At 60.1% G+C, this 14,459-nt stretch carries 13 protein-coding genes; 6 read left to right on the top strand and 7 right to left on the bottom strand.

All coding sequences use genetic code 11. From position 1 onward, the window contains the following. Window positions 1–188: 188 nt before the first annotated feature. Both cysZ and BJ917_RS24575 read left to right on the top strand, forming a co-directional pair. On the top strand, window positions 189–941 hold the full coding sequence (cysZ, locus tag BJ917_RS24580; RefSeq protein WP_096513418.1) for a sulfate transporter CysZ: 753 nt from the start codon (window positions 189–191) through the stop codon (window positions 939–941). Between the two features lie 54 nt (window positions 942–995). After that, complete coding sequence (locus tag BJ917_RS24575; protein ID WP_096513419.1) at window positions 996–2,195, top strand: glycosyltransferase family 1 protein; 1,200 nt, start codon at window positions 996–998, stop codon at window positions 2,193–2,195. Window positions 2,196–2,312: 117 nt separating this feature from the next. On the opposite strand, the gene BJ917_RS24570 is transcribed toward BJ917_RS24575, so the two are convergent. The 3 genes from BJ917_RS24570 to BJ917_RS24560 all read right to left on the bottom strand — a co-directional run bounded on the left by BJ917_RS24570 (window position 2,313) and on the right by BJ917_RS24560 (window position 4,708). Further along, on the bottom strand, window positions 2,313–3,416 hold the full coding sequence (locus BJ917_RS24570) for an NADH:flavin oxidoreductase (RefSeq protein ID WP_096513420.1): 1,104 nt from the start codon (window positions 3,414–3,416) through the stop codon (window positions 2,313–2,315). Between the two features lie 200 nt (window positions 3,417–3,616). After that, window positions 3,617–4,099: a glutathione peroxidase gene (locus BJ917_RS24565; protein WP_096513421.1), complete on the bottom strand. Its 483-nt coding sequence runs from the start codon at window positions 4,097–4,099 to the stop codon at window positions 3,617–3,619. Between the two features lie 123 nt (window positions 4,100–4,222). After that, the gene (locus BJ917_RS24560; RefSeq protein ID WP_007942189.1) at window positions 4,223–4,708 is read right to left on the bottom strand and encodes a peptidylprolyl isomerase; all 486 of its coding nucleotides are present in this window, start codon (window positions 4,706–4,708) and stop codon (window positions 4,223–4,225) included. Between BJ917_RS24560 and BJ917_RS24555 the strand changes: the two genes are divergently transcribed. Genes BJ917_RS24555 through BJ917_RS24545 form a run of 3 tightly spaced genes read left to right on the top strand, consistent with a single transcriptional unit; the run spans window position 4,677 to window position 8,066 of the window. After that, the gene (locus tag BJ917_RS24555; protein WP_096515570.1) at window positions 4,677–5,003 is read left to right on the top strand and encodes a DUF3565 domain-containing protein; all 327 of its coding nucleotides are present in this window, start codon (window positions 4,677–4,679) and stop codon (window positions 5,001–5,003) included. The genes BJ917_RS24560 and BJ917_RS24555 overlap by 32 nt on opposite strands. A 60-nt stretch (window positions 5,004–5,063) precedes the next feature. Then, complete coding sequence (gene pta, locus BJ917_RS24550; RefSeq protein WP_096513422.1) at window positions 5,064–7,163, top strand: phosphate acetyltransferase; 2,100 nt, start codon at window positions 5,064–5,066, stop codon at window positions 7,161–7,163. After that, window positions 7,164–8,066: an acyltransferase gene (locus tag BJ917_RS24545; protein ID WP_096513423.1), complete on the top strand. Its 903-nt coding sequence runs from the start codon at window positions 7,164–7,166 to the stop codon at window positions 8,064–8,066. It abuts the gene before it with no gap. Window positions 8,067–8,248: 182 nt separating this feature from the next. Here BJ917_RS24545 and cysN read toward each other — a convergent pair whose 3' ends face one another. The 3 genes from cysN to BJ917_RS24530 form a co-directional block, all read right to left on the bottom strand. Further along, on the bottom strand, window positions 8,249–10,147 hold the full coding sequence (gene cysN, locus BJ917_RS24540; protein WP_121105000.1) for a sulfate adenylyltransferase subunit CysN: 1,899 nt from the start codon (window positions 10,145–10,147) through the stop codon (window positions 8,249–8,251). Window positions 10,148–10,156: 9 nt separating this feature from the next. Then, the gene (gene cysD, locus BJ917_RS24535) at window positions 10,157–11,074 is read right to left on the bottom strand and encodes a sulfate adenylyltransferase subunit CysD (RefSeq protein ID WP_096513425.1); all 918 of its coding nucleotides are present in this window, start codon (window positions 11,072–11,074) and stop codon (window positions 10,157–10,159) included. A 248-nt stretch (window positions 11,075–11,322) separates the two neighbouring features. Further along, on the bottom strand, window positions 11,323–12,081 hold the full coding sequence (locus BJ917_RS24530) for a Nif3-like dinuclear metal center hexameric protein (protein WP_121104998.1): 759 nt from the start codon (window positions 12,079–12,081) through the stop codon (window positions 11,323–11,325). A 102-nt stretch (window positions 12,082–12,183) separates the two neighbouring features. Between BJ917_RS24530 and algW the strand changes: the two genes are divergently transcribed. Next, window positions 12,184–13,344: a Do family serine endopeptidase AlgW gene (gene algW, locus BJ917_RS24525; protein ID WP_096513427.1), complete on the top strand. Its 1,161-nt coding sequence runs from the start codon at window positions 12,184–12,186 to the stop codon at window positions 13,342–13,344. A 61-nt stretch (window positions 13,345–13,405) separates the two neighbouring features. Here algW and hisC read toward each other — a convergent pair whose 3' ends face one another. After that, window positions 13,406–14,458, bottom strand: coding sequence for a histidinol-phosphate transaminase (gene hisC, locus BJ917_RS24520; RefSeq protein ID WP_121104996.1), 1,053 nt, complete (start codon window positions 14,456–14,458; stop codon window positions 13,406–13,408). Window position 14,459: the final 1 nt, after the last annotated feature.

The raw sequence follows: 14,459 nt of genomic DNA, 5'->3' as shown, positions 1-14,459 counted from the left end.
GCAGCGTATCGAGGGGGCGAAGATTAAGGAAATACGGTTTAACAATCCAGCTCATAGGTGGTCTCTATCCCGTCGGCGCGATGAACAAGGCGCCTTTGTTACAGTTAATGTCGATACCGCTGCCGCGCTTTCGCCCGTCAGGCAAAGCCGGTAAGGTCGGCGCGTTTTCCCTCTGCTCGGAGCACGTTATGCCCGCCCCTGTACTGTCCGGCCCGCAATACCTGCGCGAAGGTCTCAAGTTGGTCTTGAGCCCAAGCCTGCGTTTGTTTGTGTTGTTGCCGCTGGCAATCAACCTGGTGCTGTTCGTCGGATTGATCTATCTGGCTGGCCATCAATTCAGCCTGTGGGTCGATTCGCTGATGCCTTCCCTGCCCGACTGGCTGAGTTTCCTCAGCTATGTGCTGTGGCCGCTGTTCGTGGTACTCGTGACATTGATGGTTTTCTTCACTTTCACGATGCTCGCCAACGTCATCGCCGCACCGTTCAACGGCTTCCTGGCGGAAAAGGTCGAAGTGGTGGTGCGCGGCACCGACGACTTCCCGGCTTTCAGCTGGGGCGAGCTGATCGCCATGATCCCGCGGACCCTGGGCCGGGAAATGCGCAAACTTGGTTACTTCCTGCCGCGGGCAATCGGGCTGTTCATCCTCTCGTTCATCCCCGTCGTGAACATCATCGCCGCGCCGCTCTGGCTACTGTTCGGTGTCTGGATGATGGCGATCCAGTACATCGACTACCCGGCGGACAACCACAAGCTGGGCTGGAACGAGATGCTCGCCTGGCTGCGGCAGAAGCGCTGGCAGAGCATGAGCTTCGGCGGGATCGTCTATCTGGTGCTGCTGATTCCGGTGGTCAACATCCTGATGATGCCGGCTGCCGTGGCCGGGGCGACCTTGTTCTGGGTGCGCGAGCGTGGGGCCGAGAACCTGGTGAGCCAGCGCTGAGCCATACCCACAAAAGCGTTCATAAATCCATCATCTGACCGTCACAACGGCGACATGGCCTCAGCTGACACTGAGGTCATGACGACAGCTCTGCATATCACCCTGATCACCGAAACCTTCCCTCCCGAAATCAACGGCGTGGCCAATACCCTTGGTCGCCTGTGCGACGGTTTGCGCGCGCGCGGGCATCAGGTCGAGCTGGTGCGACCGCGCCAGGGTGGTGATCCTTCGGCGGGCGGCGACGATGAATTGTTGCTGTGCCGCGGCTGGCCGCTGCCGGGCTATCCCGGCCTGCAATGGGGGCAGTCGTCGATGCACAAGCTGCTCAGACGCTGGAAACGTCACCGCCCGGATGTCCTGTACATCGCCACCGAGGGACCGCTCGGGCTGTCGGCACTGCGCGCGGCACGACGCCTGGGCATTTCGGTGGTCAGCGGCTTTCATACCAATTTTCAACAGTATTCCAGCCAGTACGGGCTCGGGTTACTGACGCGCCTGCTGACCCACTACCTGCGCTGGTTCCACAATCGCTCGACCTTGACGCTGGTACCCAGCGTCAGCCAGCGGATGGAGCTGGAGCGGCGGCATTTCGAGCGTCTGGCGCTGCTGTCTCGCGGCGTCGACAGCCAGTTGTTTCATCCGGCCAAACGTTTGAATGCGTTGCGCGAACAATGGGGACTGGGCGAGAACGACATTGCCGTCATCCATGTAGGACGTTTGGCACCGGAGAAAAATCTGGGTTTGCTCAAACGTTGTTTCGACCGGTTGAAGTCAACTTATCCACAACGCACCCTGAAGCTGATCGTGGTGGGCGACGGCCCGCAACGCCTGCTCATGGAAAGCGAAATACCCGAAGCGATTTTCTGCGGCAGCCAAAGGGGTGAGGCCCTAGCCAGTCACTATGCGTCAGGAGATGTGTTTCTGTTTCCGAGCCTGACTGAAACCTTCGGCAACGTAGTGCTCGAGGCGCTGGCCTCCGGACTTGGGGTGGTGGCTTACGATCAGGCGGCGGCGGCGCAGCATATTCGCCATGGCTACAACGGCGTGCTGGCGATGCCCGGGGACGAAGAAGCGTTCTGCGATGCGGCGGCGTGGTTGCTGGAGGAGCGCGAAACATTGCGCTGCATGCGCCTCAATGCGCGCCAGCATGCCAGTCGCCAGGGCTGGGCGGCGATTATCGAGCAGTTCGAGGGGCAGTTGCGGGGGGCTTGTGTGGGTGAGGTTGCGATCCCGAATGCACCGACCGTCCTCTGAAATCTTCGGCGATGTTGAGCCAGTCTTCGCGAGCAGGCTCGCTCCCACAGTGGATCTGCGTTAAACACAAACCCTGTGGGAGCGAGCCTGCTCGCGAAAGTATTTTCCAGTTGCTGCTTAAACCAGCGTCATCAACGCCTCACGGCTGAACGGCAGGATGTCTTCCTCGCGGCCGTCGCGCACTTTCTGTGCCCAGTCGGGGTCCACCAGCAATGCACGCCCCACCGCCACCAGGTCGAATTCATCATTGTTCAAACGTTCCAGCAGTTTTTCCAGGCTGGCCGGTTGTGCCACTTTGTCGGTGTTGACCATGAATTGCAGGAACTCGCCGTCCAGGCCGACGCTGCCCACGGTGATGGTCGGCTTGCCGGTCAGTTGGCGGGTCCAGCCGGCCAGGTTCAATTCGGAGCCGTCGAATTCCGGCTCCCAGAAACGGCGTGTCGAGCAGTGGAAAATATCCACGCCAGCGTCGGACAACGGCTTGAGGAACTCGCCCAACGCCTCGGGCGTTTGTACCAGCCGCGCGGTGTAATCCTGCTGTTTCCACTGGGAGAATCGGAAGATGATCGGGAAGCCTTCACCGACCGCCGCACGCACCGCCTGAATCAACTCGATGGCGAAGCGCGAACGGTTGGCCAGGCTGCCGCCGTATTCGTCGGTACGCTGGTTGCTGCCTTCCCAGAAGAACTGGTCGATCAGATAGCCGTGGGCACCATGAATTTCCACGCCGTCCATGCCGATGCTCTGGGCATCCCTGGCTGCTTGGGCGAACGCGGCGATTACATCCTGAATGTCCTGCTTGCTCATGCCGTGAACCACGACATTGCCATCCTTCACTTTTTCCGACGGACCGTAGCCTGGCACGCTGGCGTCCGGCTCGGTGCCGATACGACGCACGCTGCCCACGTGCCACAACTGCGGAACGATCTTGCCGCCTTCGGCGTGTACGGCGTCGACGACTTTTTTCCAGCCGGCCAACGCGGCTTCACCGTAGAAGTGCGGCACATTCGGGTAACCGTTGGAAGCCTTGTGACCAACAGTGGTGCCTTCGGTAATGATCAAGCCTACGCCAGCCGCGGCGCGACGGCGGTAGTACTCGATCACTTTGGAATTGGGTACGCCACCCGGCGAAAACGAACGGGTCATCGGTGCCATGACGACACGGGTCGGCAGTTCGAGGGTGCCGAGGTGGAACGGTTTGAACAGGGCTTTGACGGGCATGTGAGCGCTCCACGGGAATAGACTTTATGACGGCGATAATATGGAGGTTCGCAAGCACTTAACAGTACTATTGATTTGGGTGATTAAGGGTTAAAAGCTTGTGGGAGCAAAGCTTGCTCGCGATAGCGGTCTGTCAGGCAACATCTGGGTTGAATGTGCCGACGTCATCGCGAGCAAGCATTGCTCCCACAAAGAGCGGGTCAGCTCAGGGCTTTTTCAATCGCCTGAACGACGCTTGGATCATCCGGAGCAGTACGTGGCGAGAAGCGCGCCAGTACGCGCCCGTCTTTACCCAGCAGGAACTTTTCGAAGTTCCACGTGATGTCACCAGGGAATTCGGCACCCTCGCCCGCCAGCAGCTTGTACAGCTGATGACGTTCGTGACCATTGACGTCCAGCTTGCTGGACAACGGGAAGGTCACGCCATAGTTGAGGCTGCAAAACGCCTGAATCTCTTGCTCGGAACCAGGCTCCTGCCCGGCAAATTGATTGCACGGCAGGCCCAGCACGCTGAAACCCTTGCCCTTGTATTGCTGGTACAGGTTTTCAAGCGCCGCGTACTGTGGGGTCAAGCCGCATTTGGAGGCAACGTTGACCACCAGCACGACGTGCCCCTTGAAAGGCGCCAGAGGTAGCGCCTGACCATTCAGGGCTGTCAAATTAAGGTCGTGAAAAGCACTCATGACGTACTCCAGATTCCCGTGTTCTTCTCGAAACAGCCACTTGGCGGTGTCGCCTCGGACAGCCGCAGACTAAAAAGGCGCCCTCAGGGCGCCTCTCCAGTTATCTGAGCTTAGCGCAGAAAATCAGTGGTGATGGCCACCTTCGCCATGGACGTGGCCATGGGCGATTTCTTCCTGGCTGGCATCACGGATAGCAACGATCTTGACCTGGAAGTTCAGGCGCTGACCAGCCAACGGGTGGTTGCCGTCAACGGTAACGTCGTCGCCGTCCAGGTCGCGAATGGTCACGATCTGCATCTGGCCGTCCGGAGCGGAAGCGTGGAACTGCATGCCCACTTCCAGCTCGTCGACGCCTTCGAACATGCTGCGGCTCAGGGTGCTGACCAGTTCGGCCGCGTACTCGCCGTAGGCATCTTCAGGTTCAACGGCTACGGTCAGCTCGTCGCCGACTGCTTTGCCTTCCAGGGCCTTTTCCAGGCCCGGGATGATGTTGCCTGCGCCTTGCAGGTAGACCAGCGGCGCGCCGCCGGCGGAGCTGTCGATGACCTCACCAGCGTCGTTGGTCAGGGTATAGTCGATGGAGACAGCCTTATTGGCGGCGATCAGCATGGGGCGAGACCTTTTGCAAAAGAATGATGAAAGACCCAGTTTAGCGAAGCAATCGCCCGAAAGCGAACACAACCCGGACAGACGGGGTGCGACGATCACAGGCTTTCATCAGGACGAAGACGGCCACTGGGTGGCCGAACTTTCCTGCGGCCATACCCAACACCTGCGCCATCAGCCGCCCTGGCAATCCCGGGCCTGGGTCATGGACCCTTTGCAGCGCCATGAAAAAATAGGCCAACCCTTTGATTGCGGTTGGTGCGCACAAGGCTCGGTTAGCGATAACCTTGGCGACTGAATTTCGGTGGTCGCCCCGTCCTGGGCCGTCACCCTTGCCATGCACCTCCAGAGAATCCGCATGCAAACTTTTTTTATCGCTCCCACCGACTTTGGTGTGGGCCTGACCTCCATCAGCCTGGGGCTGGTGCGTACCCTCGAGCGGGCCGGCCTCAAGGTCGGCTTTTTCAAACCGATTGCCCAGCCGCATCCGGGTGATACGGGACCTGAGCGCTCCACCGAACTGGTGGCCCGCACCCACGGCCTGAAACCACCGCAACCGCTGGGCCTGGCCCATGTCGAGCGGATGCTCGGCGATGGTCAGCTGGATGAGTTGCTCGAAGAAATCATCACCCTCTATCAGCAGGCTGCCATCGGCAAGGATGTGCTGATCGTCGAGGGAATGGTGCCGACCCGCAGCGCCAGTTACGCCGCACGGGTCAACCTGCACCTGGCCAAGAGCCTCGATGCCGAAGTGATCCTGGTGTCGGCACCGGAAAACGAAGTGCTGACCGAATTGTCCGGCCGTGTGGAGTTGCAGGCGCAATTGTTCGGCGGTCCGAAAGATCCGAAAGTCCTCGGTGTGATCCTCAACAAGGTCAAGACCGAGGAGAGCATGGAGGCTTTCGCTGCACGCCTGAACGAGCATTCGCCACTGTTGCGCAGTGGCGATTTCCGTCTGCTGGGCTGTATCCCGTTTCAGCCGGAACTGAACGCCCCGCGCACGCGCGACGTCGCCGATCTGATGGGCGCCCAGGTACTCAACGCCGGCGACTATGAAACCCGGCGCATGACCAAAATCATCATTTGCGCGCGCACCATGCGCAACACCGTGGAGCTGCTCAAGCCTGGCGTACTGGTGGTGACCCCCGGCGATCGCGACGACATCATCCTCGCCGTGAGCCTCGCGGCCATGAACGGCGTGCCCCTGGCCGGCCTGCTGCTGACCAGTGACACCCTGCCCGACCCGCGCATCATGGACCTCTGCCGTGGCGCCTTGCAGGCCGGCCTGCCGGTGCTGTCGGTGAGCACGGGCTCCTACGACACCGCCAACCAGTTGAACGGCCTGAACAAGGAAATCCCGATCGACGACCGCGAGCGCGCGGAGATCATCACCGATTTCGTCGCCAGCCATCTGGATGCCAACTGGCTGCACCAGCGCTGCGGCACGCCACGGGAAATGCGCCTGTCGCCAGCGGTGTTCCGCTATCAGCTGATCCAGCGCGCACAGACCGCCAACAAGCGCATCGTCCTGCCCGAAGGCAGCGAGCCATTGACCGTACAGGCAGCGGCGATCTGCCAGGCCCGTGGCATTGCCCGCTGCGTTTTGCTGGCCAAACCGGCCGACGTCGAAGCTGTCGCCCGCGCCCAGGGCATCGAACTGCCACCGGGGCTGGAGATTCTCGATCCGGACCTGATCCGCGAGCGCTACGTCGAGCCGATGGTGAAGCTGCGCAAGAGCAAAAGCCTCAACGCACCAATGGCCGAGCAACAACTGGAAGACACCGTGGTGATCGGCACCATGATGCTGGCGCTGGATGAAGTCGACGGCCTGGTATCGGGCGTCATTCACTCCACCGCCAACACCATCCGTCCCGCCCTCCAGCTGATTAAAACGGCGCCGGGCTGCACCCTGGTGTCGTCGGTATTCTTCATGCTGTTTCCGGAAGAAGTGCTGGTCTACGGCGACTGCGTGATGAACCCGCACCCAAGTGCCAGCGAACTGGCGGAGATTGCCCTGCAAAGCGCGGACTCGGCGGCGGCATTCGGTATCACGCCACGGGTGGCGATGATCAGTTACTCCAGCGGTGAGTCGGCCAGTGGCGAAGAAGTCGAGAAGGTGCGTGAGGCGACCTTGCTCGCCCATGAACAGCAACACTCGCTGCTGATTGACGGCCCGTTGCAATACGACGCCGCCGCCAACGAAACCGTGGCCCGGCAACTCGCACCGAACAGTCAGGTGGCCGGTCGCGCCACGGTGTTCGTGTTCCCGGACCTCAACACCGGCAACACCACCCACAAAGCCGTGCAGCGCAGCGCCGACTGCGTCAGCCTCGGACCGATGCTGCAAGGCCTGCGCAAACCGGTGAACGATTTGCCGCGCGGTGCGCAGGTCGATGACATCGTCTACACCATCGCCCTGACCGCGATTCAGGCAGCCAACCGACCCATGGATGTTTAAATGCTGGATTTTCTCCCTGCCCCCGTGCGCGGCGTGATCGCCGCGCTGCTGTTGGCGCTGAATACGATTTTGCTCTGCTCGTTTCTGTTCTGTGTGGCGCTGGTCAAGGTATTGCCGTTCGCCGCCACCCAACGTCTGGCACTCTGGTTGATGAGCCATACCCATGAAGCCTGGATCAGTCTCAACAAGGGCTGGATGAATCTGGTCCGCCGAACGCGCTGGCACATCACCGGCCTGCAAGGCCTCGACTATCAGCACTCGTACCTGATCACCAGCAACCATCAAAGCTGGGTTGATATTCTGGTGCTGCAATACGTGCTCAATCGGCGCATCCAGCCGTTGAAGTTCTTTCTCAAGCAAGAACTGATCTGGGTGCCGGTGATTGGACTGGCGTGGTGGGCACTCGGCTTTCCGTTCATGAAACGCTACTCCAAGGCGTATCTGGAAAAGCACCCGGAGAAGAAAGGCAAGGACCTGGAAACCACCCGCAAGACCTGCGCAAAGTTCCGCAATAACCCGGTCGGTATTTTCAACTTCGTTGAAGGCACACGCTTCACCGAAGGCAAGCATGCCCGGCAACAGTCACCGTTCAAATATCTGCTCAAACCCAAGGCCGGTGGCATTGCATTTGTGCTGGATGCGATGGGCGAGCAGCTGGAATCGATCGTCAACGTGACCCTCCATTATCCGGCGGGTCGTCCCGGCTTCTGGGACCTGCTGTGCGGGAATGTGAGGGATGTGGTGGTGCATTTTCAGGAACTGAACATTCCGCCGCAGTTCATCGGCAAGAACTATGACCAGGATGGCGAGTACCGCTTGCAGTTCCAGGGTTGGATCAACCAGTTGTGGCAGGACAAGGATGCGTTGTTGGGGCAGATGCATCGGGAGTATCCCGCAAAGTAACTCAGTGAATGTTCCGGCCCTATCGCTGGCAAGCCAGCTCCCACAGTGATCTTCAGTGAACACAAATATTGTGTACGGCGGAGAAACCTGTGGGAGCTGGCTTGCCAGCGATAGCAATTTCAAGGCAACAAAAAACCCGCCGGTGATCACTCATCGGCGGGTTTCTTTTTTCTGGCTAGCGCTTAGATCGCGCCACGCTTGCGCAGCAGCTCCAGCACCTGCTTGACACCTTCTTCCAGCGACACGGACTGGGTATCGATCACCAGATCGGCATCCAGCGGCACGTCGTACGGGAAGGACTCGCCCGGGATGTTATCCCCGGCCGCTGCGTACAGGCCTTGCGGGTCACGCTCGGCACACACTGTCGGCGAAGCCTGGACGTAGACCGTCAGCAGACGCTCCTTGCCGATCAGCTCTTTGGCCTGCTCACGACCTTCGGCACTCGGTGCAACGAACGCCGCGAGAGTCAGTAGACCGGCTTCGTTGAACTGACGCGCCACGTGCGCGGCGCGACGCCAGTTCTCGGTGCGCCCGGCACGATCCTGTGGCAGACCTTTGTTCAGGTCATGACGCAGGTTCTGGCCATCGAGCACGAACACCGCACGGCCCAGGTCGAACAACTTGCGTTCAACCGCATAGGCCAGTGTGCTTTTGCCCGCACCCGACAAGCCGCTGAACAACACGGTGGCCGGTTGCTGGCCGAAGCGCTGGGCGCGTTCTTCGGTGGCGACGTGGGCCAGTTTGCCGTGGTGCGTGCTGGTGCCATGGGCCAGGGGTTGAGCGACGATCATGCCGGCACCGACGGTGCCGTTGGTCAAGCGGTCGATGATGATGAAAGCGCCGGTGGTGCGGTTGCTGTCGTAACCATCGAGGGCAATCGGCGCGTCGAGCGCGATCTTGACCTTGCCGATTTCGTTCAGCTGCAGCGCGCTGGCCGGACCTTCCTCCAGGGTGTTCACGTCGACCTTGTTGACGATGCTGGCAATGGAGCCCGGTACGTAACTGGTGGCGCGCTTGAAGTCGTATTTCTTGCCCGGCAGCATCGGTTCTTCAGCCATCCACACCAGCATCGCTTCGAAGCTGTCGGTGACTGGCGGCACGTTATCCGCGTGAACCAGCAGGTCGCCACGGGAGATGTCGATTTCGTCTTCCATGGTCAGCGTGACTGCCTGACCCGGGCCGGCATGCTCCAGCTCACCTTCGAAGGTGACGATGGATTTCACGCGGCTGCTCTTGCCCGACGGCAGGACTACGACTTCGTCGCCCTTCTTGACGATGCCGCTGGCGAGGGTGCCGGCGAAACCGCGGAAGTTCAGGTTTGGACGGTTGACGTACTGCACCGGGAAACGCAGGTCGGTGAAGTTGCGGTCACCCGCCACTTCCACGGTCTCGAGGATTTCCATCAGCGACTGGCCGGTGTACCACGGCGAGCGCTCGGACTTGTTCACGACGTTGTCGCCCTTGAGCGCCGACATCGGTACGAAGTGCATGCTGGTTGGCTTGAGTTTCAAGCCTTCGGCGAACTGCAGGTAGTCGGCCTTGATCGATTCGAACACGCCCTGATCGAAGTCCTTGAGGTCCATCTTGTTGATGGCGACGACGATGTGCTTGATGCCCAGCAACGAGGCGATGAAGCTGTGGCGACGGGTCTGGGTCTGCACGCCGTAACGGGCGTCAACCAGGATGATCGCCAGGTCACAGGTGGATGCACCGGTGGCCATGTTGCGGGTGTACTGCTCATGGCCGGGAGTGTCGGCGATGATGAATTTGCGCTTGGCGGTGGAGAAGTAGCGGTAGGCGACATCGATGGTGATGCCTTGCTCACGCTCGGCCTGCAAGCCGTCGACCAGCAATGCCAGGTCGATGTCTTCGCCGGTGGTGCCGACTTTTTTCGAGTCGCGGGTGATCGCTTCCAGATGATCTTCGTAGATCATCTTGGAGTCGTGCAGCAGGCGCCCGATCAGGGTGCTCTTGCCGTCGTCGACGTTACCGCAGGTCAGAAAGCGCAGCAGCTCTTTACGTTCGTGCTGGCCCAGGTAGGCGAGGATGTCCTCGCTGATCAAATCAGATGCGTGCGACATGACAACCCCTTAGAAATAACCCTGGCGTTTTTTATCTTCCATCGAGCCTGCGCCATCGTGGTCGATGACACGGCCCTGGCGCTCGGAAGTTCGCGTCAGGAGCATTTCCTGAATGATGTCCGTGAGGCTTTCGGCCTCGGACTCCACCGCGCCCGTCAACGGGTAGCAACCAAGGGTACGGAAACGCACTTTCTTTTTGACGATGCGGGCTTTGTCTTCCTCGCTCAGGTGTTCGAGGATGCGCTCGTCGTCGATCATGATCAGGGTGCCGTTCTTCTCGATGACTTCACGCTCGGCAGCGAAGTACAGCGGCACGATCGGGATGCCTTCGAGGTAGATGTACTGCCAGATGTCCAGTTCGGTCCAGTTCGACAGCGGGAAGACGCGGATCGACTCGCCCTTGTTGACCTTGCCGTTGTAGACGTTCCACAGCTCGGGGCGCTGGTTCTTCGGGTCCCAGCGGTGCTTGCTGTCGCGGAACGAGTACACACGCTCCTTGGCGCGGGATTTCTCTTCATCGCGACGGGCACCACCGAAGGCTGCGTCGAAACCATGCTTGTCGAGTGCCTGCTTCAAGCCCTCGGTCTTCATGATGTCGGTGTGCTTGGCGCTGCCGTGTGTGAACGGGTTGATGTTCTGCGCCACGCCGTCCGGATTGACGTGGGTGATCAGGTCCAGGCCCAGCTCGGCGACCATCTTGTCGCGGAAGGCGTACATCTCCTGGAACTTCCAGCGGGTGTCGACGTGCATCACCGGAAACGGCAGCTTGCCCGGGAAGAACGCCTTGCGTGCCAGATGCAGCATCACGGCGGAGTCTTTACCGATGGAGTACAGCATCACCGGGTTGTCGAACTCGGCGGCCACCTCGCGGATGATGTGGATGCTTTCCGCCTCCAGCTGTTTCAGATGCGTCAGTTTGTCGACCATGGCTACTCACGAAAGCTTTCTTATGAACGGCCAGCGGGCCGTGTTCGAGCGGGGATCCTAGCACAGCGACCTCTTCTAATCAGGACGCCAACTAGATCGAAAGAGCATATGAATATGCCTGCCCGTTTGGCCCTTCCCTTATCTGTAGGAGCTGGCTTGCCAGCGAAAGCGTCCTTAAGTCTTGCAGCGGTTCTGAGGCCGTCTTCGCTGGCAAGCCAGCTCCTACAGGTGTGCACCCATAATTCAGGTCAGATCGGGTTGGGGCAATCGATGAAGATGTGTTCCAGGGCAAACCGCCGTGCCAGGTAATCACCCAGCGCCTGGACGCCATAGCGTTCGGTCGCATGGTGGCCGGCGGCGATGAAACTGATGTCGTTTTCCCGGGCGCTGTGGAAAGTCTGCTCGGAGGCTTCACCGCTGAGGTACAGATCGACACCCGCCAGGATCGCCTGGTCGATGTAACCCTGACCACCACCGGTGCACCAGCCAACGCGACGAATCATTGCGCTGCCCTCAACAAGCAACGGCTCGCGGCCCATGACTTCCTGCACGCGGCGGGCGAAATCCCGGGGTGTCATCGGTTCGCTCAACGAGCCGACCAGGCCGACGATTTTCAGGTTGTCGGGATCGAGCGGGCCTTCGACGGTGATGTCGAGTTGCCGCGCCAGCTGCACGTTATTGCCGACATCCGGGTGCAGGTCCAGCGGCAGGTGGTACGAAAGCAGGCTGATATCGTGCTTGAGCAGGGTCTTCAAGCGGCGCTGCTTCATGCCGGTGATGCACGGGTTTTCACCCTTCCAGAAGTAGCCGTGGTGCACCAGTATCAGATCGGCATTGGCTTCGACGGCGGCATCGAGTAATGCCTGGCTGGCGGTAACGCCACTGACAATGCGCATCACTTGCGGCCGACCCTCGACCTGCAGGCCGTTAGGGCAATAATCGGCAATCTTTGCACTGTTCAGGTAACGGTCGGCTTCTTCGACGAGTGTGCTCAGGGCGACGGCCATAAAAGACTCCTAAATATCCCGTTCAGAGGCGCGCGCGGCCTCGTATAATGCGCGACATTATGGGCGGTCTCTAACCGCCTGCAACCTCTCAGGACGTGCTTAATGCTCAAGGCGCTGCGTTTTTCCGGCTGGCCGTTGTTGGCCGGCGTGCTTGTCGCTCTGTTAATCATCCAGCGTTACCCGCAGTGGGTCGGGCTTCCGAGCCTCGACGTCAATCTGCAACAAGCCCCGCAAACCACGAGCATGCAGCAAGGTCCGGTGTCCTACTCTGAAGCGGTGATTACCGCCGCGCCCTCGGTGGTGAATCTGTACACCACCAAAGTCATCAACAAACCCAACCATCCATTGTTTGAAGATCCGCAGTTCCGGCGTTTCTTCGGTGACAACTCGCCCAAGCAGAAGCGCATGGAATCGAGCCTCGGTTCCGGCGTGATCATGAGCCCGGAAGGCTACATCCTGACCAACAACCATGTGACCACTGGCGCCGACCAGATCGTGGTGGCGCTCAAGGACGGTCGTGAAACCCTGGCCCGGGTGATCGGCAGCGACCCGGAAACCGATCTCGCGGTGTTGAAGATCGATTTGAAGAATCTGCCTTCGATCACTGTCGGTCGCTCCGACAACATCCGCATCGGTGATGTCGCGCTGGCCATCGGCAACCCGTTCGGCGTTGGCCAGACCGTGACCATGGGCATCATCAGTGCCACCGGGCGCAATCAGTTGGGCCTGAACAACTACGAAGACTTCATCCAGACCGACGCCGCCATCAACCCCGGCAACTCCGGCGGCGCGCTGGTGGACGCCAACGGCAACCTGACCGGTATCAACACGGCGATTTTCTCCAAGTCCGGCGGCTCCCAGGGCATCGGTTTCGCGATCCCGGTCAAACTGGCGATGGAGGTGATGAAGTCGATCATCGAGCACGGCCAGGTGATTCGTGGCTGGCTAGGCATCGAGGTACAGCCATTGAGCCAGGAGCTGGCGGAATCCTTTGGTCTGTCGGGGCGCCCGGGCATTGTGGTCGCCGGAATTTTCCGCGACGGCCCAGCCCAGAAGGCGGGCCTGCAATTGGGGGACGTGATCCTCTCCATCGACGGAGAGCCAGCGGGCGATGGTCGCCGTTCGATGAACCAGGTGGCACGGATCAAGCCGACCGACAAGGTTGTGGTCCAGGTGATGCGCAACGGCAAGGAACTCAAGCTCACGGCGGAAATCGGCCTGCGCCCGCCGCCCGCGCCGGTCAAAGAGAAAGAAGAAGAGTAAACAGCTAATACATTCCCCTGCAGGAGCGAGCAAGCTCGCTCCTGCAGGGGTTAGTTTTGGATCATAGGTCGCCGAGGCCGTCGATCAGCGCCTGATTCTGATCCGGCGTACCAATCGAGATCCGCAAGAACTGCGCAATCCGCTGCTGCTTGAAGTGCCGGACAATCACACCCTGCTCACGCAGCTTCGCCGCCAGCCCCGCCGCATCGTGCTGCGGATGACGGGCGAAGATGAAGTTTGCCGCCGACGGCAGCACCTCAAACCCTTTGGCCTGTAGTTGCGCGACAACCCATTGGCGATTCTCGATCACCAACCGGCAAGTCTTGTCGAAGTATTCGCGATCCTCGAACGCCGCCGCCGCGCCGACATTCGCCATGCGATCCAGCGGATAGGAGTTGAAGCTGTTCTTGATGCGCTCCAGCGCCTCGATCAGGTCCGGATGCCCAACCGCCAGACCGACCCTCAGACCGGCCAGAGAACGGGACTTGGACAATGTTTGCGTCACCAGCAGGTTCGGATAACGGTCCACCAGACTGATCGCCGTTTCCCCGCCGAAGTCGATGTAAGCCTCGTCCACCACGACCACCGAATCCGGACTGGCCTTGAGGATCTGCTCGACGGCGTCCAGCGCCAACAGGCAACCGGTCGGTGCGTTCGGGTTGGGGAAGATGATCCCGCCGTTCGGCTTGGCGTAGTCCGCCGGGTTGATCTGGAACTGCTCGTCCAGCGGCACAGCGTCGAACTTGATGCCGTACAACCCGCAGTAAACCGGATAAAAGCTGTAACTGATGTCCGGGAACAGCAGCGGCTGATCGTGCTGCAGCAGCCCGTGGAAGATGTGCGCCAGGACTTCGTCGGACCCGTTACCGAGGAATACCTGATTGCTCTGTACGCCGTAGTATTTCGCAACGGCGTTCTTGAGCAGGTCGCTGTTGGGGTCCGGGTACAGACGCAGGTTGTCGTTCAGTTCGGTTTGCATCGCAGCCAAGGCTTTCGGCGATGGACCATACGGGTTTTCGTTGGTGTTGAGCTTCACCAGTTTGGCCAGCTTCGGCTGCTCACCCGGTACGTAAGGCACCAGATTCTTGACGAACGGGCTCCAGAATTTACTCATG

This window comes from Pseudomonas sp. WPR_5_2, assembly GCF_003634475.1.
GTDB classification, from domain to species: Bacteria; Pseudomonadota; Gammaproteobacteria; order Pseudomonadales; family Pseudomonadaceae; genus Aquipseudomonas; species Aquipseudomonas izuensis.
The sequence above is the reverse complement of the archived record's forward strand: the minus strand, read 5'-3'. Positions and strand labels throughout refer to the sequence as shown.